22 protein-coding genes and 1 pseudogene are annotated in these 21,893 nt (G+C 63.3%); 11 read left to right on the forward strand and 12 right to left on the reverse strand.

All coding sequences use genetic code 11. The annotated features are described in order from the left end of the window. Positions 1–3: 3 nt before the first annotated feature. From FXB41_RS22075 to FXB41_RS22110, 8 genes are all read right to left on the reverse strand, one after another. Positions 4–891: a YicC/YloC family endoribonuclease gene (locus FXB41_RS22075; protein ID WP_007592002.1), complete on the reverse strand. Its 888-nt coding sequence runs from the start codon at positions 889–891 to the stop codon at positions 4–6. A 117-nt stretch (positions 892–1,008) separates the two neighbouring features. Continuing rightward, positions 1,009–2,283: an endolytic transglycosylase MltG gene (mltG, locus tag FXB41_RS22080; protein WP_007592003.1), complete on the reverse strand. Its 1,275-nt coding sequence runs from the start codon at positions 2,281–2,283 to the stop codon at positions 1,009–1,011. Positions 2,284–2,407: 124 nt separating this feature from the next. Next, positions 2,408–3,673, reverse strand: a complete 1,266-nt coding sequence (gene fabF, locus FXB41_RS22085; RefSeq protein WP_219683193.1) for a beta-ketoacyl-ACP synthase II — start codon at positions 3,671–3,673, stop codon at positions 2,408–2,410. 108 nt (positions 3,674–3,781) lie between these two features. Continuing rightward, complete coding sequence (locus FXB41_RS22090; RefSeq protein WP_006020277.1) at positions 3,782–4,021, reverse strand: acyl carrier protein; 240 nt, start codon at positions 4,019–4,021, stop codon at positions 3,782–3,784. Positions 4,022–4,329: 308 nt separating this feature from the next. After that, a complete protein-coding gene (fabG, locus tag FXB41_RS22095) occupies positions 4,330–5,067 on the reverse strand; it encodes a 3-oxoacyl-[acyl-carrier-protein] reductase (protein WP_007592006.1) in 738 nt (245 codons plus the stop codon). A 102-nt stretch (positions 5,068–5,169) separates the two neighbouring features. After that, on the reverse strand, positions 5,170–6,129 hold the full coding sequence (gene fabD / locus FXB41_RS22100) for an ACP S-malonyltransferase (RefSeq protein WP_219683194.1): 960 nt from the start codon (positions 6,127–6,129) through the stop codon (positions 5,170–5,172). A gap of 187 nt (positions 6,130–6,316) precedes the next feature. After that, positions 6,317–7,342: a fatty acid desaturase family protein gene (locus tag FXB41_RS22105; RefSeq protein WP_219683195.1), complete on the reverse strand. Its 1,026-nt coding sequence runs from the start codon at positions 7,340–7,342 to the stop codon at positions 6,317–6,319. A gap of 3 nt (positions 7,343–7,345) precedes the next feature. Next, positions 7,346–8,050, reverse strand: a complete 705-nt coding sequence (locus FXB41_RS22110) for a TetR/AcrR family transcriptional regulator C-terminal domain-containing protein (protein WP_219683196.1) — start codon at positions 8,048–8,050, stop codon at positions 7,346–7,348. Positions 8,051–8,396: 346 nt separating this feature from the next. Here FXB41_RS22110 and rpsF point away from each other — a divergent pair, with 346 nt between their 5' ends. The 7 genes from rpsF to rplI all read left to right on the forward strand — a co-directional run bounded on the left by rpsF (position 8,397) and on the right by rplI (position 13,613). Then, a complete protein-coding gene (gene rpsF, locus FXB41_RS22115; RefSeq protein WP_007592015.1) occupies positions 8,397–8,912 on the forward strand; it encodes a 30S ribosomal protein S6 in 516 nt (171 codons plus the stop codon). A gap of 5 nt (positions 8,913–8,917) precedes the next feature. Beyond that, a complete protein-coding gene (rpsR, locus tag FXB41_RS22120; RefSeq protein WP_007592020.1) occupies positions 8,918–9,157 on the forward strand; it encodes a 30S ribosomal protein S18 in 240 nt (79 codons plus the stop codon). A gap of 131 nt (positions 9,158–9,288) precedes the next feature. After that, positions 9,289–9,951 carry a hypothetical protein gene (locus FXB41_RS22125; protein WP_219683197.1) on the forward strand — a complete coding sequence of 221 codons (663 nt, stop codon included), beginning with the start codon at positions 9,289–9,291 and terminating at the stop codon, positions 9,949–9,951. A gap of 181 nt (positions 9,952–10,132) precedes the next feature. Further along, positions 10,133–10,636 carry a DUF6932 family protein gene (locus FXB41_RS22130; RefSeq protein ID WP_219683198.1) on the forward strand — a complete coding sequence of 168 codons (504 nt, stop codon included), beginning with the start codon at positions 10,133–10,135 and terminating at the stop codon, positions 10,634–10,636. Further along, a complete protein-coding gene (locus FXB41_RS22135) occupies positions 10,611–11,570 on the forward strand; it encodes a hypothetical protein (RefSeq protein ID WP_219683199.1) in 960 nt (319 codons plus the stop codon). The genes FXB41_RS22130 and FXB41_RS22135 overlap by 26 nt, the downstream gene beginning before the upstream one ends. A gap of 408 nt (positions 11,571–11,978) precedes the next feature. After that, positions 11,979–12,944 carry a DUF2232 domain-containing protein gene (locus FXB41_RS22140; RefSeq protein WP_007592022.1) on the forward strand — a complete coding sequence of 322 codons (966 nt, stop codon included), beginning with the start codon at positions 11,979–11,981 and terminating at the stop codon, positions 12,942–12,944. Between the two features lie 63 nt (positions 12,945–13,007). Continuing rightward, positions 13,008–13,613 carry a 50S ribosomal protein L9 gene (rplI, locus tag FXB41_RS22145; RefSeq protein WP_007592024.1) on the forward strand — a complete coding sequence of 202 codons (606 nt, stop codon included), beginning with the start codon at positions 13,008–13,010 and terminating at the stop codon, positions 13,611–13,613. Positions 13,614–13,654: 41 nt separating this feature from the next. On the opposite strand, the pseudogene FXB41_RS22150 reads toward rplI, so the two are convergent. Further along, a pseudogene (locus FXB41_RS22150) lies at positions 13,655–13,936 on the reverse strand (hotdog family protein); the annotation flags it as partial. 42 nt (positions 13,937–13,978) lie between these two features. Further along, on the reverse strand, positions 13,979–14,872 hold the full coding sequence (locus FXB41_RS22155; RefSeq protein WP_219683200.1) for a hypothetical protein: 894 nt from the start codon (positions 14,870–14,872) through the stop codon (positions 13,979–13,981). Positions 14,873–15,152: 280 nt separating this feature from the next. Between FXB41_RS22155 and FXB41_RS22160 the strand changes: the two genes are divergently transcribed. The 3 genes from FXB41_RS22160 (at position 15,153) to alr (ending at position 20,000) form a co-directional block, all read left to right on the forward strand. Further along, the gene (locus FXB41_RS22160; protein ID WP_007592027.1) at positions 15,153–16,403 is read left to right on the forward strand and encodes a cyclopropane fatty acid synthase; all 1,251 of its coding nucleotides are present in this window, start codon (positions 15,153–15,155) and stop codon (positions 16,401–16,403) included. A 756-nt stretch (positions 16,404–17,159) separates the two neighbouring features. After that, on the forward strand, positions 17,160–18,668 hold the full coding sequence (locus FXB41_RS22165; protein WP_219683201.1) for a replicative DNA helicase: 1,509 nt from the start codon (positions 17,160–17,162) through the stop codon (positions 18,666–18,668). Between the two features lie 51 nt (positions 18,669–18,719). Continuing rightward, positions 18,720–20,000 (forward strand): alanine racemase, encoded by a 1,281-nt coding sequence (gene alr, locus FXB41_RS22170; protein WP_219683336.1) that lies wholly within the window; start codon positions 18,720–18,722, stop codon positions 19,998–20,000. A gap of 12 nt (positions 20,001–20,012) precedes the next feature. Here alr and FXB41_RS22175 read toward each other — a convergent pair whose 3' ends face one another. Then, positions 20,013–20,231: a hypothetical protein gene (locus tag FXB41_RS22175; RefSeq protein ID WP_007592035.1), complete on the reverse strand. Its 219-nt coding sequence runs from the start codon at positions 20,229–20,231 to the stop codon at positions 20,013–20,015. A 40-nt stretch (positions 20,232–20,271) separates the two neighbouring features. Between FXB41_RS22175 and FXB41_RS22180 the strand changes: the two genes are divergently transcribed. Further along, positions 20,272–21,042, forward strand: a complete 771-nt coding sequence (locus tag FXB41_RS22180) for an exodeoxyribonuclease III (protein WP_219683202.1) — start codon at positions 20,272–20,274, stop codon at positions 21,040–21,042. A 1-nt stretch (position 21,043) separates the two neighbouring features. Here FXB41_RS22180 and FXB41_RS22185 read toward each other — a convergent pair whose 3' ends face one another. Next, on the reverse strand, positions 21,044–21,859 hold the full coding sequence (locus tag FXB41_RS22185; protein ID WP_219683203.1) for an SGNH/GDSL hydrolase family protein: 816 nt from the start codon (positions 21,857–21,859) through the stop codon (positions 21,044–21,046). Between the last annotated feature and the right edge of the window lie 34 nt (positions 21,860–21,893).

Below are 21,893 nucleotides of genomic sequence, written 5' to 3' on the forward strand. Positions count from 1 at the left end.
CGATCACTCCAGATTCTGGACCTGCTCGCGGAACTGCTCGACCACGTTCTTCATGGCGAGCCCCGTATTGGTGAGCTCGATGTCGTTCGACTTCGAGCAACAGGTGTTGACCTCGCGGTGAAACTCCTGCGCCAGGAAGTCGAGCTTGCGCCCGACCGGGCCGCCCTTGCCGATCAGCTCGCGCGCCTGCGCGATGTGCGAGGCGATGCGGTCGAGCTCCTCGCGGATGTCGGCCCTGGTCGCGATCAGGATCGCTTCCTGCATCAGGCGGTCAGAATCGAAACGGTCGGAGGTGTCGAGCAGGGTTGCGATCTGCTCGGCGAGCCTGGCCTTGATCGCCTCGGGCTTGCGACCGGGCGCAGCCTCGGCCTTCTTCGCCAGCTGCTCGACCTCGTCCACGCGCTGGATCAGGATCTGCCCGAGCGAGGTGCCCTCACGCTTGCGCATCTCGACGAGTTCGGCGAGCGCCTTGTCGAAGGCATCCGCGGCGGCGGCGCGCGCGGCCTTGTCCTCTTCCTCGTCGCCCTCGGGCTCGGCGACCTCAATGACACCCTTGATGGCCAAAAGCCCGTCGACGCTCGGCGCGACCGCATCGACCTTGCCGGCGATCACGGCGGCGGCCTTGAGGACGGCGTTGAGCACGTCCTCGTTGACGCGGACGCTGGCGGCCGCATTGGCGCGCTTCACGGTCAGATTGGCGTAGACGGTGCCTCGCGAGAGCAGCTCGGCGGCGCGCTTCTTGGCATGAGCCTCGAGCTCGTCGAACCCCTGCGGCAGCCGTACCCTGAGATCAAAGCCCTTGGCGTTGACCGACTTTAATTCCCATTCGAACGTATACGGCCCACTCGCGCCGTGGCTTCGGGCAAAGCCGGTCATGGACGACAACGCCATCAGGTCAATTTCTCCAGAAGCACGGGATTCGCGCGGCCATCAAGCCACGCGAATCTTAAGACTATTTTGCAGGAAAATGTAATCCGCAAAGTCCCGCGGGGCAGGTCTGCGCGCAGCCTAGCGCTGGACCACCGGGGGCGAGGGCTGCACCGCGCCTTGGCGGGCCGGCGGCGGACCCGCGGGGCGAGCGGCCGGCGGCTTTTTCTGCTGGTTGGGCCGCGCCGGCGTGGTCGCCGTCGGCGTATCGGCGGCACCGGGCGCGGCGGCGGCCGGCGGCTGCGCGTCCTCGGCCGGCTCGACCGTGTCGTTCTGGATCTGCTTTTCCATCGCGCGCAGCTTGGCTACATTCTTCTGGTGCGCGTCGTAGGTCTCGGTGAAGGAATGCCCGCCGGTGCCGTCTGCGACGAAATAGAGGTCGCGGGTGCGGGCCGGGTTGGCGGCAGCCTCGAGCGAAGCGCGGCCGGGGTTCGAGATCGGGCCCGGCGGCAGGCCCTCGATCACATAGGTGTTGTAGGGCGAAGGCTGCGTGATCTCGCTGCGCTTGATCGGACGGCCGAGCGTGCCCTTGCCGCCGACGAGGCCATAGATGATCGTGGGATCGGACTGCAGCTTGATCCTCTGCTTCAGGCGATTGACGAACACCGCGGCGACGCGGCTGCGCTCGTCCGGCTTGCCGGTCTCTTTCTCGACGATCGAGGCCAGCGTCACCAATTGCTCCGGACTCTTGACCGGAATGTCCTGACTGCGGCGCTCCCAGATCTCGGTCAGTACGCGCTTGTGCGCCTGCTGCATGCGCTGGATCACCTGATCGCGCGGGGTGCCACGCGGGAACTTGTAGGTCTCGGGCAGCAGCGTGCCCTCGCGCGGCAGCTCACGCACGCTGCCGGTGAAGATATCGTTGTCGGACAGGCGCGCCACGATCTGCTCGGAGGTCAGGCCCTCCGGGATTGTCACGGCATGCTGTACCACCTTGCCCTCGACCATGGTGGCAATGACGTCGCGCAAGGATGCGTTCTTCTGGAACGAGTATTCACCGGGCTTGAGGTCCGAGCTCGCCTTTAGCGCAGCGACGCTGGCAATGAACGCCCACGGATTGACGTCGGTCACGCCTTCCCGGTTCAGCGTCTCGGCGATGTCGCGCTTGCCGGCGCGCTGCGGGATGTTGACGATCTTGTCTTCCTTCAGCGGTCCCGGCGCCTCGAGCACCTGCCGGCCGTAATAGTACACGCCGCCCGCGCCGATCATCGCAATCAGCAGCAGGGTGATGATGGCGTTGCCGACGATCACGAACGGATTGCGCGCGCGGTCCGATCGCCTCGGCGGCGGCGGGACCTGCTCGGGCTCGAGCGCTGCCCGCGGACTCCGGGGCGAAATGGGCGGCCTTTCACTCATCGAAGCAACCTGAATCCTGCCGGTTCAATCGCGACCTGACAATCGCTTGCCGAGCCAATGCACGCGCCCGCTTCCATGACTATCGCCGAATACGGCAAAACGGTGGATTCGTCGCAACGACAAACTAATGGACCAGACGCCGGAAGATGACCGATGCGTTGGTACCGCCAAAACCAAAAGAATTCGACAACGCGACGTTGACCTCGCGCTTCTTCGCCTGATGCGGCACGAGATCAATCGCAGTTTCGACCGACGGATTGTCCAGGTTGATGGTCGGCGGCACGACATTATCGCGAATCGCGAGAATGGCGAAGATCGCCTCGATCGCGCCGGCCGCGCCCAAGAGGTGACCGGTCGACGACTTGGTCGAAGACATCGCGACCTTCGAAGCGGCATTGCCGAGCAGGCGTTCAACCGCACCGAGCTCGATCTCGTCACCGAGCGGTGTCGAGGTGCCGTGCGCGTTGATGTAGTCGAGATCGGACGCGGTGAGGCCGGCGCGCTTGAGCGCCGCCGCCATGCTGCGGAAGCCGCCGTCGCCGTCGGGTGACGGCGAGGTGATGTGGTAGGCATCGCCCGAGAGACCGTAGCCGATCACCTCGGCATAGATCTTCGCGCCGCGGCGCTTGGCATGTTCGAGCTCTTCAAGGACGAGGACGCCGGCGCCCTCGCCCATCACGAAGCCGTCCCGGTCCTTGTCGTAGGGACGCGAGGCCTTCTCAGGCGTTTCGTTGAAGGCTGTCGAGAGCGCACGCGCGGCGTTGAAGCCGGCAATGCCGATGCGGCCGATCGGCGATTCCGCGCCGCCGGCAACCATGACGTCGGCATCGCCGAGCGCGATCAGGCGGGCGGCATCGCCGACCGCGTGAGCACCCGTCGAGCAGGCCGTGACCACCGAATGGTTCGGCCCCTTCAGTCCGTGCTTGATCGAGACATAGCCGGAGGCGAGATTGATTAGGCGCCCCGGAATGAAGAACGGCGAGACCCGGCGTGGCCCGCGCTCCTTCAGCAGGACCGCGGTCTCGGCGATGCCGTTGAGGCCGCCGATGCCGGATCCGATCATGGTGCCGGTCGCGCATTTGTCCTCTTCGGTCTCGGGGTGCCAGTTGGCATCGTCGAGTGCCTGGCCGGCCGCGGCCATGCCGAAGATGATGAAGTCGTCGACCTTGCGCTGGTCCTTCGGCTCCATCCAGATGTCGGGATTGAAAGTGTCGTTGGTGCCGTCGCCGCGCACGACCGTGCAGCCGATCTTGGTCTGAAGATCGGAGACATCGAAGCTCTCGATCCTGCGTGCGCCGCTTTGGCCGTCGAGGATGCGTTTCCAGGTCGGCTCGACACCGCAGCCGAGTGGCGAAACCATGCCAAGACCCGTGACGACAACCCGTCTCATATCCGAAAACTCCGCATCGAAATATTCACGGCCAATAACAAGAAACCGGCTGACCGCTGTTGGGCGGTCCGTCCGGTTTCAATGTTGTCCCCGCGAAAATGAAGAGCCTTAGCTCTTCGCGTTCTTCTCGAGAAACTTGGTGGCATCGCCGACGGTAAGAATCGTTTCCGCGGCATCGTCCGGAATCTCGCAACCGAATTCCTCTTCGAACGCCATCACCAGCTCGACGGTGTCCAGACTGTCGGCGCCGAGGTCGTCGATGAAGCTCGCAGCATCGACAACCTTCTCGGGTTCAACACCAAGGTGTTCGACCACGATCTTCTTAACCCGCTCGCCAATCTCACTCATTGCATAACCTCGTGTTGTTCCCTGTAGACCCGACCCCCCGGGACGATACGAGCCGTCGTGGTCGTTGACTGCCTTCGCTTACGAACTTTGATTTGGCCCCATCCTAACCGATGCAGGCCCGGCGAATGACGGCCAAGGCTCCGCATCGCCAATATACAGGGTTTCAAAAACCTGCAATGGCGTTCTTTGCCCATCCGTTGAAGGTCCGGTTATCATACTTCAATTGCGTTGACTACAAGCCTCATTTCGCTCCGGAAACGGCCGTTTGCCGCATTCGGCTGCCCAAGGGGGCGGTGCGGCATGAGGCGTCAGATCATGGCCATGCCGCCGTTGACGTGGATGGTTTGGCCGGTGACATAGGCCGCTTCGTTCGAACTCAGGTAGACGGCGGCTGCCGCGATGTCCTCTGGCGTCCCCAGGCGATTGGCCGGAACCTTGGTTAGAATCGTTTCGCGCTGCTTGTCGTTGAGCGCATCGGTCATCGGTGTCTTGATGAAGCCGGGAGCGATGCAGTTTGCGGTGACGCCGCGCTTGGCGTATTCGGCACCCAGCGTCTTGATCATGCCGATCAGGCCCGCCTTCGATGCGGTATAATTGCCCTGCCCCGGGTTACCGGTGACGCCGACCACCGAGGTGATGGCGATGATGCGGCCGAAGCGCTTGCGCATCATCAATTTGGTGGCGGCGCGGGCAAGCCGGAAGGTCGAGGTCAAATTGATGTTGATGACCTCCTCCCAGTCCTCGTCACGGAGCTGCACGAAGAGATTGTCGCGCGTGATGCCGGCATTGGCGACGAGGATGTCGACCTGTCCCATCGCCGCTTCCGCAGCGGGCACCAGCGCCTCGACCTCGTCGGCCTTGGAGAGATTGCAGGGCAGCACATGGGTGCGCTCGCCGAGCTTGCCGGCAAGCTCATCCAGCACTTCCTTGCGCGTCCCCGATATCGCGACGGTGGCGCCCTGCGCGTGAAGCGCTTGTGCGATCGCGCCGCCGATGCCGCCGGTTGCGCCGGTGACGAGCGCCTTTTTGCCAGTCAGATCGAACATCGATAACTCCTCCAAGGCACGATCCGGGAAAATGCGCAGCGATTTTCCGAAAGGATCGTGCGTCAACTAAAGAACTCGCGCGCGACGACGAATCATCGCGCCTCAGGCCTGCTTCGCAGCGGCCAATGCATCTTTGGCGGCAGCAATGTCGTTGGGACCGCCGACCGCAACGCCGACGGCGCCGTCCGCAATACGCTTGACGAGGCCGGTCAGCACCTTGCCGGCACCGATCTCGAAGAAACGGGTAACGCCCTGCCCCGCCATATAGGCAACCGACTCGCGCCAGCGCACGGTGCCGGTGACCTGCTCGACCAGGCGGCGGCGGATCTCGTCGGGATCGGTGATCGCGCCCGCCAGCACGTTCGACACCAACGGGGCCGCCGGCGCCTTGATCGTGACCTTGGCCAGCGCCTCCGCCATCGCGTCGGCAGCCGGCTGCATCAGCTTGCAATGGAACGGGGCGGACACCGGCAGCAACATCGCGCGCTTGGCGCCCTTGGTTTTGGCGATCTCGACGGCGCGGTCGACCGCGGCCTTGTCGCCGGAGACGACCACTTGCCCGCCGCCATTGTCGTTGGCGGCCTGGCAGACCTGCCCCTGAGCGGCTTCGTCCGCCACCGCCACGGCGGCCTCGTAGTCGAGGCCGAGCAGAGCGGCCATCGCACCGACGCCCACCGGCACGGCTTTTTGCATTGCGAGACCGCGAATGCGAAGCAACCGCGCGGTGTCGGAAATCGTCACGCTGCCGGCCGCGGCCAGCGCCGAATATTCCCCGAGCGAGTGGCCGGCGACGAAGGCCGCATCCCGCCCCACGGAAAACCCGGCTTCGGTCTCCAGCACGCGCAGGGTGGCGACAGACACCGCCATCAGGGCCGGCTGGGCGTTTTGGGTGAGCTGGAGGGTTTCGGCCGGACCATCCCAGATGGTCGCCGTCAGCTTCTCCCCCAGCGCGGCATCGACCTCGTCGAACACGGCGCGCGCCGCCGGAAAGGCATCCGCCAGGGCCTTGCCCATGCCGACCGCCTGGGAACCCTGCCCCGGAAATGTGAATGCTGCCGTCATCGGCGCTCCCTGCTTGTCGGACGTGATCCCTGCGAGAACCGGCAGCCGATGACGCACGGCCTTAGGCCATGGTTCCGGATCATGCTCCAAAGGGGGCCGTAGACACTGTCCGGGGCCGGAATGTCAAGCCAAGATAGGAACTTCGATCAGCACTCACCTAGCAGCCTTCGACTGGAGAGACGGGTCCCTAGAATCCGCCGGCCGTCTGGTTGGCGTCGACCTCGGACCCCGCCTGCGCGCGGCGCGCGCTGTTGACCAATTGCCCCGGCCGGTCATCGCGGTTCGGCTTCGCGGTCGCAAGCCGCAGCACGGCTGCGTAACTCGGTTGCACCTCCATGCGGCCCGCATGCCGGCTCTCGCTCAGCAGGCGGTGCACCTTGGGCAGATTGTAGCAGGGCACGTAGAACAGGAGATGATGTTCGAGGTGGTAGTTCACGTAATACGGCGCGATGAACAGACGTTCGAAGAAATTGGCGTACGTGGTGCGGGTATTGCGCAAGGGATCGCTGCTGTCGGGCACGACCGCGTGCTCGGCAATGTTGCGGATGCGGGTGATGACCATCATCCAGGTCAGGAGCGGCACCAGCCATAGCAGCGGATAGGCCCACCACACGCCGGCGGCCGTGAGCGCGGCGAACATCGCGCCATTGACCAGACATTGCGGGCCGAGCTTCTCCCAAAAATGCGCCGCGCGCTGTCGCAACGGCCAGTCCTTCGGCCCCAGCGCATTGAGCAACTGCGCCTTGCGCTGCTGGTAGCCGGTCTGCCCGGTGAGATCGCGAATGAACTTGCGGCGATAGCTGAGCTTCGTGATCGGAAACGGCGCCGACAGCACGAGATCGGGATCATTCTCCTGCTGCGTGCGCGCATGATGCTGAAGGTGATAGCGCCGGTAGCTGCGCGTCTCCGCAAACAGAGGATAGGCACAGAACCACTGGCTCAAGGTCAGATTGGTTTTCTCGTCGGCGGACAGGCAGCCATGCGCGCCGTCATGCATGAGGATCGCGAGCCCGAGCTGGCGCGAGCCGATGATGGCGACCGCGACAATATAGGTGATCGGATTGGGCCACCACGCGACCAAGGCGATTGCGGCGAGGATGAGCGCCCAGGCGTGCGCGATCAGCGCGACGCCTTTCCAGGTCACGCGCCGGCCCACGTCGGCAAGTTGATCGTCGGTCAGGAAATCGCGGGCACGCATGCGAAGCGCAGTCATGGCCTAACTCTCCTCATTCGAATTGCTCGATGCGTCGCGCGCGTCGACGAGGCGCAAGCGCGCAGCGTCATGATTGGATTTCGCTTGCTCGCCCAGCACGCGCAGCATCTCGGCGCACAGCGCCTCGGGCGAACGGCCCATGGCGTAGCCTTCGAGGATGATTCCGATGGCGACGGCCCAGAACCGCCGCGAGCTCTCATCGGACGCGCGCAGGGAGCGCCAGCCGTGCCGCGCGACCTGGCTCGCATAGGCCCGCGCACCTTCACTGTGCAGGCGCTCGATGGTGCGCTCGACCAGCGGCGCGAGATCCTGGCGCCGCCGCGTCAGCGTCAGCGCCTCGGCGAAGAAGGCGACCGAATCGCTAGCTGTGACGGTCTCGGCCAGCGCGTGCGAATAGTCCTGCGGCGTGCGCGCCTTCAGCGCCGCCTGCTCGGTCGCCCGCGCCAGGTACAGCAGTTCGCGGCAGGCGCATTCGACGAACAGCGCCTCTTTGGTGCGGAAATAATAGGTGATCTGGCTCGGGAATGCGTTCGCAGCGGCTGCGATGTCGGTGATCGCCGTACCCGACAGCCCCCGCTCCCGAAACAGCGGGCTCGCGGCATCCAGCAGCAGCGAGCGCATTTTGCGGCCGGCCGACCGCGTGGCGCGGGCGGCGTGCTTGGGGTCGCCTGCCGCCTCGAGCGGCTCATGGGCCGGCTTTTCTGCCATTGGGGTTCGCTCCCGTTAGACTTATTTGTATGACATACAAACAAATAAATCAAGCCGGTATGGTGGTCCGCGGTGGTTCCAGCCGCCCGCATCGGGACCATCCGCGCCGAAACTGCCGCCTGCAACCTTGCCAAGCCAGCCGAAATCCGTATAACGCGCCCATCCGCAGACCCCGGCCGGGAGCTGAACGGACGGTCTCAGCAAATCATTCGTGATTTTGGTGTGGCAGGGCCAGTCGGCCCGTCGTCCCGTGTTTCCGCCTTCTGAGCTTAATCCCAGAGTCCTTTCCGAAGGCCTCTTAAGGGCTTGACGCCGGGCGATGCGCCAACATGAGGAAAGGACTTCCATGGCTCTCTATGAGCATGTTTTTCTCGCGCGCCAAGACGCGAGCACGCAGCAGGTCGAAGAGCTGACTGCGCAGATGACCGGCATCGTCGAAGGTCTCGGCGGCAAGGTCACCAAGACTGAGAATTGGGGCGTACGCTCCCTCACCTACCGCATGAACAAGAACCGCAAGGCGCATTTCGTGCTGCTCAACATCGACGCGCCGTCCGCGGCGATCGCCGAGATCGAGCGCCAGGAGCGCATCAGCGAAGACGTGATCCGCTATCTCAGCGTTCGCGTCGAGGAGCTCGAGGAAGGCCCGTCCGCGATGATGCGCAAGGCCGATCGTGACCGCGAGCGTGACGACCGTGGCGGCGGCTTCCGTGGCGATCGCGAAGGCGGTGGCTTCCGTGGCGACCGCGAGGGTGGTTTCCGTGGTGGCGATCGTGAAGGTGGCGGCTTCCGCGGTGACCGCGGTCCGCGCCGTCCGCGCGAAGACGTTGAAACCACCACCACCACCACGACGGATGGGGAGTAAGAACAATGGCTGAAGCTGGTGCACGCCGCCCGTTTTTCCGTCGCCGCAAGAGCTGCCCGTTCACGGGCGCGAATGCTCCGAAGATCGACTACAAGGACTCCAAGCTGCTGATGCGCTACGTCTCCGAGCGCGGCAAGATCGTGCCGAGCCGCATCACCGCGGTGTCCGCGAAGAAGCAGCGTGAGCTTGCCCGCGCCATCAAGCGCGCGCGGTTCCTGGGCCTGCTGCCCTACGTCATTCGCTAAGACGAATACGGCCGGCGACGACATCGCCGCCGGCCGTACGACCTAGTTTCTCATAAGGCTTCCGGATCGTCCGGTCGCCGATGGTTGGGGCGAGATGCCTCTAACCGCTCGTTTGCGCGAGCGGTTTTTTTATGAGCAAATTCAACGCATCTGATGTCATCTGTTCGCGGCTTGTGCCGGGGTTTTCGGTGCGTTTCTGGTACGTAACTGGTACAGCCGCGCAACTGGTACAGCCCGTCCGGCGCAAAGTGAATTCAGAACGTCCAGTGTATCCACAACACAGTGTTCCGCTGGCGGCCATTGGGAATATCATCAAGGCCCGGATCACCCTTGATCGGGGCAACCGGAGGATTTCTTTTGAAATGAACAAGGACGATGATAAGCCGCACATTAGGCTGGTTGCGGACAATAGCGGCGAAGTCTTGAACCTTGCCACAGACGAGGTCGTCGTCGCATTCGGCGAGATGGCTGCGCAGGTGAACGAGTGTCTGGCTGACGGATCGAGCAAAGGGTTGTTCGCAAGCGTGATGACCTTCGTGGAGGCGTGTCGGGAAGCTGAGCTTAACGTCGAAGAAGTAGACGCCCTGCTCGGCACGTCGGTCAATTTATCAACCGGCGACCCGATGGATGACCCTATCAATACGGTGTTGCGGGGGGCCGTTCGCATGACGGCAGCGATTACCACTGGTAACGGCCCTGGCACGCCGCGTTATGAAAAAGCTCGCGACGAATTGGCTGCTGGTATTACGAAGATCAACCGGGCAGCGGCCAACAAAGAGAAACGCGAAACATAGTCGAGTACGCGCGCAGCGTCCTAAATGGTCTTACCTCCGATCCCCAAAGCAAACGTTGGTAATCGACAATCTTTGATTGTAGCTGCCTAACGTCTGTGCATACTCGAACATATGTTTCAATCATTGAACCGAGCAGGAAAGCTCGGTCGTCCGCACGCCCCCACAGCAAGAAGCTCAACCAATGAACGGGCCCAAGCAGGCATTTCAGCCTCTTCTGCCGCCAGGTCGGCACGTTATCGGATTAGACGAATTCAAAGCACTCGCGGTCGCTCGCTTTTCGACCTCGGTCAGACGCCCGCTGATGTTCACCGAGCTGGAACGGCTTGTCGCCGATCTGATCGCCCTAAATCTTACCTGCGAGCTTTGGGTTGATGGTAGCTTCTTAACCGAAAAGCCCGAGCCTGATGACATCGATTTGACATTTGCAGCATGGGCTCAGAGCTTCGACCTGGTTCATCCCGCAGTGCAACAGGTCGTCATCAATTCTTTGAACGGGGGGAACAAATACAGCCCTCTGCTTCATACCTTCATATGCTTTCGTTTCTTGCGAGAAGACCCGAGGCGGGCAGCGGACAAGACCGACTACTGGACGGAGAAATGGGGAGTGGGATGGGACGACCACTTGAAGGGGTATGTAGTCCTCAAACTAGGCGAGACGGATGTCGGGCTTAAACTCTTTGCTTGATAACCTACGGCGCACCTATGCCGCCATCGGCGAGGTGCAGGAGGTCGCCGCGCGAATGCCCGGCGACATCATGGTGCTTGCAAACTTAGGCTCGCTGAAGCGTGAAGCAACTGACCTCGAAGCCTTGTGGGAAGAAGAGTGTCGGCAAGCGCGCGTCGAAGTTTGTCGATACAGACTGATGCCCGAGAACGATGAAAGATACACTGTTGCAGCGGTCACTAAATCTCTTCTCGATTTCCAAGAACTGTTCTCGCAGATTTATGACGCATTGAAGAATGGTGTTAAGAAGAGCCGCCAACTCTCGAGTTGGATGCTGAACGAAACCGCTTTTGACTTCGGCTTCTCGTATCCCGGATCACTCGGCGTTGCGCTGATGGTGCCCAGCCACGCTGATTTACTCGGCGGAAAGTTCGACGACACGGTCGATGCTTTCTTGCAGGTCATGCATGTATCCAACGAGGATGAAGTAAAGGATTTGGCAAAATCGCTTGGGCCAGCTGTCGTAAAGAAGGCTTACGATTGGTCGAGAGTTAATCACTCCTCCGGCTACGCCGTTGATGTCACCTGGAACACAGTTCAGGGTACGAAGAAAGGCGCTGTCGTTGACGTTGCAGCGCTGGGTAAGATCGTCGAAATAATCGGTCGAACGTCAGACGTGGAGCGACAGAACATCAGAGGGCCGGGTATTCTTGTCGGCCTCGACACTCTCAAGAAGCGTTTTCGCTTCGTTGAGCCTGATGGCCTCGACTATTCCGGTCCGGTCACGGAGGAATTTGAAATTCAGCGAAAGTGGGCTGTCAATCAGACCTACATCGCTCATATACAAGTCGAAGAGATCACCGAGTACGCCACCCAAGAGATAAAGCGGACGTATCGGCTGGTGAGCCTCACTCCCGTGGGGACCCAACCCGATAAAGTCAGTGACCGCACTTGATCTGTTTGCGTCAGTCAAATAGCAGGCCGGTCGCGGCTCTACGCCACGCGCACGATCCTAACCCTCTTTGGCTGTACCGCCTCTAACCCGCTGGCAGACTACGCTATATCTAAATACCGCGCCCGTTTTACCGAGCACTTGATAGATCGAAAACACTCGACTAAAAGGCGCACGCAGCGGCTCCCAGAGGGGCCGCGCTCATTTTCGTACCATTTTCGGCTGGCTGGCCCGCCGCTAACTTCGGCGGGACCTAAGCAATTGATTTGCTTAGACAAATGTTGAAGCCTCTAACCTTCTGGTTAGGCGGGAAACTGGTACGAAACTGGTACGGAAAAACGACTAACTAGTTGGTATTACAGCGAAATTTCGTTAGTGATATCTAACCGCTCGAAGGGAGCGGGACAGCTGATGATGGCCTTTGGACTGATAGCCCTGATCGCCGGCGCTGCGTCGGCCCTGATGTTCGCCTCGATCGCTTCGGGCGCGCTGATCTCGCTCGTCCTGTTCTATCTCGCACCGCTGCCGCTGATGGTCGCTTCGATCGGCTGGGGACCGCTTTGCGCGAGCCTCGGCGGCATCGCCGCCGCGGTTGGCCTCGGCGCCCTGTTCGGCCTGCCCTACTGCATCGCCTTTGCCCTCACCGTCGCATTGCCGGCCTGGTGGCTCGGCCATCTCGTCCTGCTCAGCCGGCAGGTCGGACCCGCCGCGCCGGAGGCCGCCACTGAGCCAGCGCTCGAGTGGTATCCGGTCGGCCGCATCCTGCTGTGGATCGCAGGCTTCGCCACACTGACCACGATCGCCGCCCTGCTCACGATCGGCACAGACGCCGAGACCATCACGGGCACGCTGCGCCGTGGCCTGATGCGCCTCCTCCGAGCCGCCGACCCGCAGAGCTCCGGCGAGACCGACCAATTCGTCGGCGCACTGGTGCGGATCTTGCCGGCCGGCGCCACCATCGTCGCGATGATGACGCTGACCCTCAACCTCTGGCTCAGCACCAAGGTGACGGCGACGTCCGGCCGGCTGCGGCGCCCCTGGCCGGACCTGATGACGGCGGAGCTGCCGCCGATGACGCTCGTGGCGCTCTGCATCGCGCTCGCCTTCTGCTTCACCGGCGGACTGCTTGCGATCGTGGCGCAGATCGCGACGGCGGCGCTAATGATGGGATACGCACTGACCGGCTTTGCCGTGTTGCATACGCTGACGCTGGCGCTGAAGAGCCGCACCTTCTGGCTCGGCTCGACCTACGCCGTCGTGGTCGTGTTCGGATGGCCAGTCATCGCGATGGTGATCCTCGGCCTCGCCGATGCCGTGTTCGGCCTCCGCGAACGCTTCCTTCGTACGCGCCAGCCGCCGCCGCTGCCGACCTCTTGAGTTCAAGCCCGAAAGTTCAAGTTCGAAATTCCAACTCACTCAACACATCAAAGGAGAACGAATATGGAAGTCATTTTGCTGGAACGCGTCAACAAGCTCGGTCACATGGGCGAAGTCGTGAAGGTTCGCGACGGCTATGCCCGCAATTTCCTGCTCAAGCGCGGCAAGGCGCTGCGCGCCACCGCCGACAACCGTGCCAAGTACGACGGCATGAAGGCCGAGCTCGAGGCTCGCAACCTTGAGTCCAAGGGCGAGGCGTCCAAGGTCGCCGAGAAGATCCAGGGCAAGAACATCATCGTGATCCGTCAGGCTTCGGAAGCCGGCCAACTGTTCGGCTCGGTCAACGTGCGCGACATCGTCGTGGCGTTCGAAGCCGACGGCGTTTCACTGTCCCGCCCGCAGGTTCAGCTCGACGCGCCGATCAAGACCATCGGCAAGCACACCATCACGGTCGCCATCCACCCCGAGGTCGAGATCGAGATCAGTGTCACCGTGGCGCGCAGCCAGGACGAGGCCGAGCGCATCAACCGCGGCGAGGACATCTCGAGCCGTAACGAAGACCGGGATGCTGCGGCCGAAGCGATCGCAGCCGCCGGCGAGTTCTTCGACCCCGAAGCCCAGCAGGACGACGCCGAGCCGGCACCGGCTGCTGAAGAGACCGAGAAGTAAGCCTCGCGCTCGTTCGCGCAGGCTTTCGAAGCCCGGTCGCCTCAGGCGGCCGGGCTTTTCGTTGTGGCAGCAACGTCCTCGCTCAGCATCGCGATCGACGTGAGCGCCATTGCCGTGTGCTTCTCGACGCCGTCGCTGACGTAGAAAACGCCGGCGGCGACCACGGAGACCTGACGCCGCGGCTTGATCACCCTCGCCCGGCAGATCAGTTTCTTGCGGACCGCGGGCGACAACAGATTGAGCTTGTATTCGGCCGTCAGCGCCGGCTGGCCGCGCGAGATCGCTGCTGCGATCAATCGTGTTGCGGTCAAGACGACGAAGGCCGCCCGAGCGCGCGGCCTTCACATGGCTAAAAATGTGGTCGCCTATCGCGAAATCGGCGGCGTCGGCGGACCGGACGATTCGGCTGGCGCCGGTGGCGCCGCAGCGGTCGCGGGCGCCGGCTCCTGCGACTTCGCTGGCGGTTCGGACCTCGCGGCGGGCTTGGGAGCAGCCTCTTCTGCCGCCTTGGGCGCAGCTGGCTCGGCGGGCTTCTCGGACGGCTTGCTGCCTTCGGGTTTGCTGCCTTCGGATTTAGCCTCGCCGGAATCCACCTTCGCAGTCTCGGGCTTTGTCTCGGGCTTGGACTCGACGTTCGGCTCGCTCTTCTTGTCGTCTGCTGTCGGCGCCGCGGCATCGACCTTCGGCGCCTCATCACTTCCCGGCTTGCCGCGCTTGCCGAGACGCTTCGCCTTGCGCCCTTCGGGTGCAGCCTGGCCCTCGGGCTTCGCGCCGTCCTTCGTTCCTTCTTCGGCCGGCCGCGCAGCGCGCTTCTGACGCGCGCCCTCGGCCGCGGGAGCGGCGCCCTCGCCTTCCGGCTTGGCGGATTCCTGGGAACGCTGCCGGCGGCCCTGATGTTCAGGGGACTGCGCGGGATTGGTAGCGGCTTCCTTGTCCTTGGCGCCGTCCTTCTTGTCCTTGCCGTCCTTGGCCTGGTAGCGGGTGTCGGTGGCTCCGTTGGAGACCAGGTAAGAGGCAAGCACGCCGGCCATGTCGGGGCTGGTCGTGTAATGCTGACGCAGGAAGCCCGGCAAGGAGCCCGGCGCCACCGTCTTCAACAGGCCGCGCGGGCTCTTGTGACATGCATTGCAGGTCTGCGCGAAAAGCTGGGATGGGGCCTTGCCGGCCTCGAGGTTCGTCGCCTGCGCGAGAACGGTGTCGGTCGCGCCGAAGCCGATCAGAAGCAAGACCATCGCGAGGCTGAGCGCTCGGCTCGACATTCCCATCATCTCCATTGAATTCCGAGAGGTGCAGCCGGCAGGCGGCGCCGCAGCGGGTCACCTTTTATCCGATTGAGCCGCGAATGGAAGCAGGCTCCGCGCGCAAGGATGTGATTAAGCGGTTTTGGAATATCCGCTTTGAGCACAGCGCAATAGCGGGCCCCGGACACCTCCCTAGATCTAGATGCAAACGCATAGGAACCGCTGAGATGCCCGGGCGTAGGGTGTAAAGGCCGGGTTAGTCGCATCTCTTCGGGTTCGCTCGAGAGGATGGGTGCCGATGGATCGATTGTTGCGTCAATTCCTGTCTCAATTCATCCGCCGCGGGTCGATGACGGTGACCACGGCGAAGGGCTCGAAGTTCACCGTCGGCGATGGCTCGGGCAAACCGGTCGCAGTCCGCTTCGTCACCGCGGACGCAGAGCGGAAGATCCTCGTCAATCCCGAGCTCGGGCTTGGCGAGGCCTACATGGACGGCGAGTTCGTCGTCGAGCACGGCACCATAGCTGATGCCCTCGCGATCCTGCTCGATCAACCCGACCTATTGCCGCACTGGGCAAAACCCTGGTGGCACCTGCGCTATCTGGTGCGGCACCTGAAGCAGTTCAATCCGCGCCCGCGCTCCCGCAGCAACGTCGCACACCATTACGATCTCGATGCGAGGCTCTATTCGCTCTTCCTCGACGCCGACAAGCAATATAGCTGCGCCTATTTCGAGACGCCGGAGAGCACGCTCGACGATGCGCAGCTCGCCAAGAAACGGCACATCGCCGCAAAGCTGCTCGTCAGGGACGGCCAGCGCGTCCTCGACATCGGCTCGGGCTGGGGCGGACTTGGGCTCTATCTCGCCGAGATCGCAGGTGCTGACGTCACCGGCGTCACGTTGTCGACCGAGCAGTTGCAGATCGCCAATGCGCGCGCAGCCGAAAAGGGCCTGACCAGATCGGCCAAATTCCTGCTTCAGGACTATCGCGACATCGCCGGCCCGTTCGACCGCATCGTCTCGGTCGGCATGTTGGAGCATGTCGGCGCCCGCTTCTACGACACCTACTTCCGGCGCTGCGCGGAGCTGTTGGACAAGGACGGCGTCATGCTGCTGCACTCGATCGGCCGTTCGCAGGGCCCGGATTCCACCAATCCCTGGATCGCCAAATACATCTTTCCCGGCGGCTACATCCCCGCCCTCTCGGAGGTGCTGCCGGCGATCGAGCGGGCAGGCCTGCTGGTCTGCGACATCGAGATTCTGCGTCTGCATTACGCCGAAACGCTGAAGGCATGGCGCGAGCGCTTCATGGCGCGGCGCGAAGAAGCCGTGCAGCTGTATGACGAGCGCTTCGCGCTGATGTGGGAATTTTATCTGGCAGCCAGCGAGATGACGTTCCGCAAGCAGGATATGATGAACTTCCAGATCCAACTCACACGGCGTCAAGGCGTCGTGCCGACGACACGCAACTACATCGCGCGTGAAGAAGCCCGGCTGCGGGCCGTCGAAGCCGGTGCCACGCCGAGGCTGAAGCTGGCTGGTGAATAAGTCCTAGTGGCGCAGGGTCGAAATCGGTGCGGACCGGTAAGAGGCCGTTAAGGCCAATTGCATCCGCAGTGCCTTCAGGATTTCGGGGGCGACCGGTTCCCGACGGACTTCCGGCCGCTCAGCGTGCTCCATGGCCGCGATCAGCCCCGACAGCCAAAGTCGGCTGCCTGCTTCGCTTCGCCAATTCCGGGGCTGCCGTTCTGGCCGCATCGCTTGCCTCGTTCCCTGGTGGCAGATCGGGAGACAACCCCCCGCCCGCTAACCTGTTCCGGCTGTACCCCCGAAAGAATCCGGGGAGATGTGATCTGCTTCACATAAGTCTCGTCGGCCCTGGCTTAGACCGTCGCCATGAGCGACGAGACCAAAACCTCATTCGACGTGCAGGACGACCTCCGCACCGATTACGCCCTGATTGCTACCGGCGTCGGGGCGGCTCTGGTTGCGCTGGTCTACCTCCTGCTGGTCTGAACCGAGCCGAAAGCGCCCAGCGTGCGTCATCCGCGCGCGTCTCGATATGTCGGCCCGCCCACCCATCAGGTTCACTTCATCCGGCGTTTTCCGCGGCACGGTAGCCGCCACTTCCAGGCCGCGAGCTAGTTCCACCAAAATCCGTCAAGCGCGGCGCGTGCTGCGGCGGCCAATCATCCACCATTTTAATGATCGGTTGATAGCGGCGAGCTTTTGCTTCCGCTTTGGTCTGAGGCGGCGCTTTATCCCGGCCCCGCATCCGCCCCAGAAAATTGCTATCGCTCGCCCATGGCCCTGACTGATTCGAACGTTCTCAAACTCGCGCCCGAAGCCGGAACCCCCGCCTATCGAAGCGCGCCGCATAATATTGAAGCGGAACAGAGCCTTCTGGGCGCGATCCTGGTCAACAACGACGCGTTTTACCGCGTCTCCGATTTCCTAGAGCCGAAGCATTACTTCGAGCCGCTGCACCAGACCATCTTCGAGACTGCCTCGAGCCTGATCCGGATGGGCAAGATCGCGACGCCCGTCACACTGAAGACCTTCCTGCCCGCCGACACCGATATCGGCGGCATGACCATCGGGCAATATCTGGCGCGTCTCGCCGCCGAAGCGACCACCATCATCAATGCGCAGGATTATGGGCGCACCATCTACGATCTGGCATTGCGGCGCGACCTGATCGGCATCGGCGAGGACATGGTCAATGTCGCCTATGACGCCCCGGTCGACTTCGCGCCGCGGGCGCAGATCGAGGACGCCGAGCGCCGCCTCTACGAACTCGCCGAATCCGGCCGCTATGACGGAGGCTTCCAGAAATTTTCGCAGGCGCTGACGCTTGCGGTCGATCTGGCCGCAAAAGCGTTCCAGCGCGACGGAAAGCTGTCGGGCATCTCGACCGGCCTGCGCGACCTCGACACCAAGATGGGCGGATTGCAGCACTCCGACCTCATCATCGTCGCCGGCCGTCCCGGCATGGGCAAGACGTCGCTTGCAACCAATATCGCCTACAACGTCGCCCGGGCCTATGTCGGTGAACTCCAGGCCGACGGCACCATGAAGGCAGCCCATGGCGGCGTCATCGGCTTCTTCTCCTGCGAAATGTCGGCCGACCAGCTCGCCACGCGTATCGTGGCCGAGCGCACCGGCATCCCCTCCTCGTCGATCCGCCGCGGCGGCATCTCGGAGGCCGATTTCGAGAAGATCCGCGAAGTCTCGATCGAGCTGCAGTCGCTGCCGTTCTATGTCGACGAGACCGGCGGCCTCTCGATTGCGCAGCTCATGGCGCGCGCCCGCCGGCTGAAGCGGCAGAAGGGCCTCGACCTCATCGTCATCGACTACATCCAGCTCTTGTCGGGTTCGGGCAAGCGCAGCGAAAACCGCGTGCAGGAAATCACCGAGATCACGACCAGTCTGAAAGCGCTCGCCAAGGAACTGAGCGTGCCCGTGATTGCGCTCTCGCAGCTCTCGCGCCAAGTCGAGTCGCGCGACGACAAGCGGCCGCAGCTGTCGGACCTGCGCGAATCCGGCTCGATCGAGCAGGACGCCGACGTCGTACTGTTCGTCTACCGCGAGGAATATTATCTCGGAAACAAGGAGCCGCGCCCGGGCACACCCGAGCACGAAAAATGGCGCCTGGACATGGATCTTGCGCATGGCAAGGCCGAAGTCATCATCGGCAAGCAGCGCCACGGCCCGACCGGCACCGTCGATCTGGCCTTCGAAGCGTCGATCACACGGTTCGGCGACCTTGCGCCGGACAGCCAGGTGCCGGACCGCAGCGGCGGCGACTACTGAGTTCCCTGGGTTGAACCTGACCGTCCTCTTGCGTAAAACGGCGCCATGACAATGGCGTCCGACCCGAAAATCATCCCGCAATCCGGCCTTCTCTCCGCGGAGGCCAATCAGGCTGCCGCGCTCGCGACCTTCGGTGGCGTGCTCACCGTCGATCTCGATGCCATCATCGCCAATTGGCGCAAGCTCGAGAAGACGGCGGTGCCGGCCGAATGCTCGGCTGTGATCAAGGCAGACGCCTATGGCTGCGGCGCCGAGCAGGTCGCGCGTGCCCTGAACAAGGCCGGCTGCAAGACCTTCTTCGTCGCCACCATCGAGGAAGCGCGCAAGGTGCGCGCGGCGGTGCCAGAGCCCACGATCTACGTGCTCGGTGGCTATTTCCAGAACACCGGCGAGCACTACGCCCAGATCAATTGCCGCCCCGTGATCGGCGATCTCAACGAACTTGCCGAATGGGACGTGTTCTGTCGCCGCACCGGCTGGACCGGTGGCGCCGCCATCCACATCGACACCGGCATGAACCGGCTCGGCCTGACGCTTGCGGAAGCGCAGGCCATCATCCCCCGCATCAACGCCGGCGATCACGGCATCACGCTGGTAATGAGCCATCTGGTTGCGGCCGAGCAACTCAACAGCCCGGTGAATGCCAAGCAACTCGCGGCCTTCCGCGGCATCGCCAGCGAATTCTCCGGCGTGCCGGCGGCGCTCGCCAATTCGTCCGGCGTCTTCCTCGGCGCGCCCTTCCAGTTCGACATGGTGCGGCCGGGCGCCGCGCTCTACGGCGTCAACCCGACGCCGGAAGCCGACAATCCGATGCAGCCGGTGGTCGATCTCAAGGCCCGCATCGTGCAGATCCGCAATGTCGAGCGTGGCGAGAGCGTCGGCTATGGCGGCACCTGGACCGCACGGCGGCCGACGAAACTCGCGGTCATCGCGGTCGGTTATGCCGACGGCTATTTCCGCGCCGCAAGCTCCAATGACGGCACCCGCGGCGCCGAGGTCATCGTCGCCGGCAAGCGCTGTCCGGTCGCCGGCCGCGTCTCGATGGACCTGATCGCGATCGACATCACCGATCTGCCGCCGAATGCGGCGCGGCGCGGCCACATGGTGACGCTGCTCGGCGAGGGCATCACCGTCGACGAGCTCGCGCATCATTTCGGAACGATCGGCTACGAGGTGCTGACCAGCCTCGGTCGCCGCTACGCCCGCATCTACAAAGGCGGGAATGTGGTGGAGCCGCTGGCCAAGCCGGCTCCCGCGCAGGGGGTCGAGCAGCAGACGCCCGCTCCGCCGCCGGTCGAGCAGCCCGCAAGCCCGCCGCCGCTGCCGGGCTGAGCGGCGCGCCGCTTACTTCTTCTTCCTGCTGTCCAGCGCCGTCTTGCAAGTTGCGCTGAGCTGATCGCGCTTGCCGTTGAGGCAGGCGACGATGCCACCGCCCGGCGCAAGGCCGGCGCAGAACTTGTCATAGTCCGCCTTGCACGCGCCGCGCGGATCGGATGATTGTGCCGAGGCGACCCCGGAGAACGCAACGGCGACGGCGATAACGGCAAAGCTCAACTTGGACATTGTTTCTCCGGAAGCGGAAGGCAGGAGCCGGTAGCTCTACATGAAGATCGCGACGTTCAACATCAACAACATCAATCGCCGCCTGCCCAATCTGTTGGCATGGATGCGAACGGCGAAGCCCGATGTCGTCGCACTTCAGGAGTTGAAGGCAAGTGATGGCGAATTTCCGGCAGCCGCGATCGAAAAGTCAGGTTACGGCGCTGTGTGGTGTGGACAGAAGACCTGGAACGGCGTCGCGATTCTGGCCCGCAATGCCGAGCCCGTTCTCACCCGCGATCGCTTGCCGGGAAAGCCTGCCGATCACGAAGCCCGCTACATCGAGGCCGCGGTACGCGGTGTCATCGTCACCAGCATCTACCTGCCGAACGGCAATCCGCAGCCGGGACCGAAATTCGACTACAAGCTAGACTGGTTCGCGCGGCTCAAGCGCCACGCCAAAACGTTGATCAAGCAGGAGCTGCCCGTGGTGCTCGCCGGCGACTACAACGTTGCGCCTGATGAGATCGACATCTATCCGACGCGCTCGTGGGACAAGGATGCCTTGATCCAGCCGAAGAGCCGTGCGGCTTTTGCCTCGCTGCTGGCACAAGGCTGGTGTGACGCGATCCGCGAACTGCACCCGGAGCAGCGCATCTACACCTTCTGGGATTACAAGCGAAACCGCTGGCCGCGCGATGCGGGCCTGCGGCTCGATCATCTCCTGCTCAGCCCCGCCCTCGCCTCACGCCTGGCAAAAGCCGGCGTGGACAAGAAGGTTCGCGGCGAGGAAGGTGCGAGCGACCACGCACCGGCGTGGGTCGTGCTGCGCTAGGTCAAAGTCCGTAATACTCCTGCACCGTGTCCCACGCTGCTTTCTGCAGCAGCTCCACCGTCGGCGCGTCCAGTCCCATCATGTAGGAATTGCCGACCGGCGAGCGGCCCGTCAGCGCGGCGAACGTCACGCAGGTCGCCAGATACGTGCCTACGGGGCTCGGGTGCCGCTTGTCCGGCGCATACAGATTGAGCTCGGGCTGCAGCTTGCGCACGCGCGCGAAAGCAAGACCCGCGGGGATCACCAGCGCATCATTGGCATTGCCTGCGATCGTGTAGGCTTCGGCCAACGCTTCGGTCATCTCAGGCTTGTCGGCGTACGCCCAGGACATGAACAGGACCGGCCGCATGCCGTGGGCGCGGACGATCTCGCCGTCCTTCTTCACGAAGGTCGCGAACGCGTCCTTCAACTGCGGATGGATCGGGCACTGGCTGCAATCCATCATCACGACGGCGTCGTACTGCCTGCCCGGCTTGTTGAAGACGACGTTGTTCTGCTCGTCGAACGAATAGGCGCCGAGGCCGCCCGCCCGCAGCAGGTTCTCCATGTCGTGCCAATCGAGGCCGGAGCCGCCGATCGTTGCCATGGTGTTGCGATAGGCCGCCTTGTTTTCGGGATACGCAGCCCGCTCCATGAAGGAGAGATGCCCGGGCATGCCGTTGTTGTAGTAAAAGAAGCTGTTGCCGACGAACAGCGCGGTCTTGGGGAAATCCGGTCCTGATGTCGTGACCTTGGGCCTGGTCTGCGCCTGGGCATGGAAGCCGACTACAACGGCCAGACACATCGCGAGCATCACTCGCGCGAAAAGACGCATCATCGGCTTCCTCCCCTTTTCTGTCGGGCGGAAACAG

The organism is Bradyrhizobium canariense, assembly GCF_019402665.1.
Classification (GTDB): Bacteria; Pseudomonadota; Alphaproteobacteria; order Rhizobiales; family Xanthobacteraceae; genus Bradyrhizobium; species Bradyrhizobium canariense.

Bases quoted from the DNA above. Each gene is read 5' to 3' on its own strand.
- alr (WP_219683336.1), top strand. From the start codon at position 18,720: ATGGCGTCCGACCCGAAAATCATCCCGCAATCCGGCCTTCTCTCCGCG.
- FXB41_RS22180 (WP_219683202.1), top strand. From the start codon at position 20,272: ATGAAGATCGCGACGTTCAACATCAACAACATCAATCGCCGCCTGCCC.
- mltG (WP_007592003.1), bottom strand. From the start codon at position 2,283: ATGAGTGAAAGGCCGCCCATTTCGCCCCGGAGTCCGCGGGCAGCGCTC.
- FXB41_RS22105 (WP_219683195.1), bottom strand. From the start codon at position 7,342: ATGACTGCGCTTCGCATGCGTGCCCGCGATTTCCTGACCGACGATCAA.
- FXB41_RS22135 (WP_219683199.1), top strand. From the start codon at position 10,611: ATGTCGGGCTTAAACTCTTTGCTTGATAACCTACGGCGCACCTATGCC.
- rplI (WP_007592024.1), top strand. From the start codon at position 13,008: ATGGAAGTCATTTTGCTGGAACGCGTCAACAAGCTCGGTCACATGGGC.
- FXB41_RS22125 (WP_219683197.1), top strand. From the start codon at position 9,289: ATGAGCAAATTCAACGCATCTGATGTCATCTGTTCGCGGCTTGTGCCG.
- fabD (WP_219683194.1), bottom strand. From the start codon at position 6,129: ATGACGGCAGCATTCACATTTCCGGGGCAGGGTTCCCAGGCGGTCGGC.
- FXB41_RS22130 (WP_219683198.1), top strand. From the start codon at position 10,133: ATGAACGGGCCCAAGCAGGCATTTCAGCCTCTTCTGCCGCCAGGTCGG.
- FXB41_RS22090 (WP_006020277.1), bottom strand. From the start codon at position 4,021: ATGAGTGAGATTGGCGAGCGGGTTAAGAAGATCGTGGTCGAACACCTT.
- FXB41_RS22160 (WP_007592027.1), top strand. From the start codon at position 15,153: ATGGATCGATTGTTGCGTCAATTCCTGTCTCAATTCATCCGCCGCGGG.
- FXB41_RS22140 (WP_007592022.1), top strand. From the start codon at position 11,979: ATGATGGCCTTTGGACTGATAGCCCTGATCGCCGGCGCTGCGTCGGCC.
- fabG (WP_007592006.1), bottom strand. From the start codon at position 5,067: ATGTTCGATCTGACTGGCAAAAAGGCGCTCGTCACCGGCGCAACCGGC.
- FXB41_RS22185 (WP_219683203.1), bottom strand. From the start codon at position 21,859: ATGATGCGTCTTTTCGCGCGAGTGATGCTCGCGATGTGTCTGGCCGTT.
- fabF (WP_219683193.1), bottom strand. From the start codon at position 3,673: ATGAGACGGGTTGTCGTCACGGGTCTTGGCATGGTTTCGCCACTCGGC.
- FXB41_RS22175 (WP_007592035.1), bottom strand. From the start codon at position 20,231: ATGTCCAAGTTGAGCTTTGCCGTTATCGCCGTCGCCGTTGCGTTCTCC.
- rpsF (WP_007592015.1), top strand. From the start codon at position 8,397: ATGGCTCTCTATGAGCATGTTTTTCTCGCGCGCCAAGACGCGAGCACG.
- FXB41_RS22075 (WP_007592002.1), bottom strand. From the start codon at position 891: ATGGCGTTGTCGTCCATGACCGGCTTTGCCCGAAGCCACGGCGCGAGT.
- FXB41_RS22165 (WP_219683201.1), top strand. From the start codon at position 17,160: ATGGCCCTGACTGATTCGAACGTTCTCAAACTCGCGCCCGAAGCCGGA.
- FXB41_RS22110 (WP_219683196.1), bottom strand. From the start codon at position 8,050: ATGGCAGAAAAGCCGGCCCATGAGCCGCTCGAGGCGGCAGGCGACCCC.
- rpsR (WP_007592020.1), top strand. From the start codon at position 8,918: ATGGCTGAAGCTGGTGCACGCCGCCCGTTTTTCCGTCGCCGCAAGAGC.
- FXB41_RS22155 (WP_219683200.1), bottom strand. From the start codon at position 14,872: ATGTCGAGCCGAGCGCTCAGCCTCGCGATGGTCTTGCTTCTGATCGGC.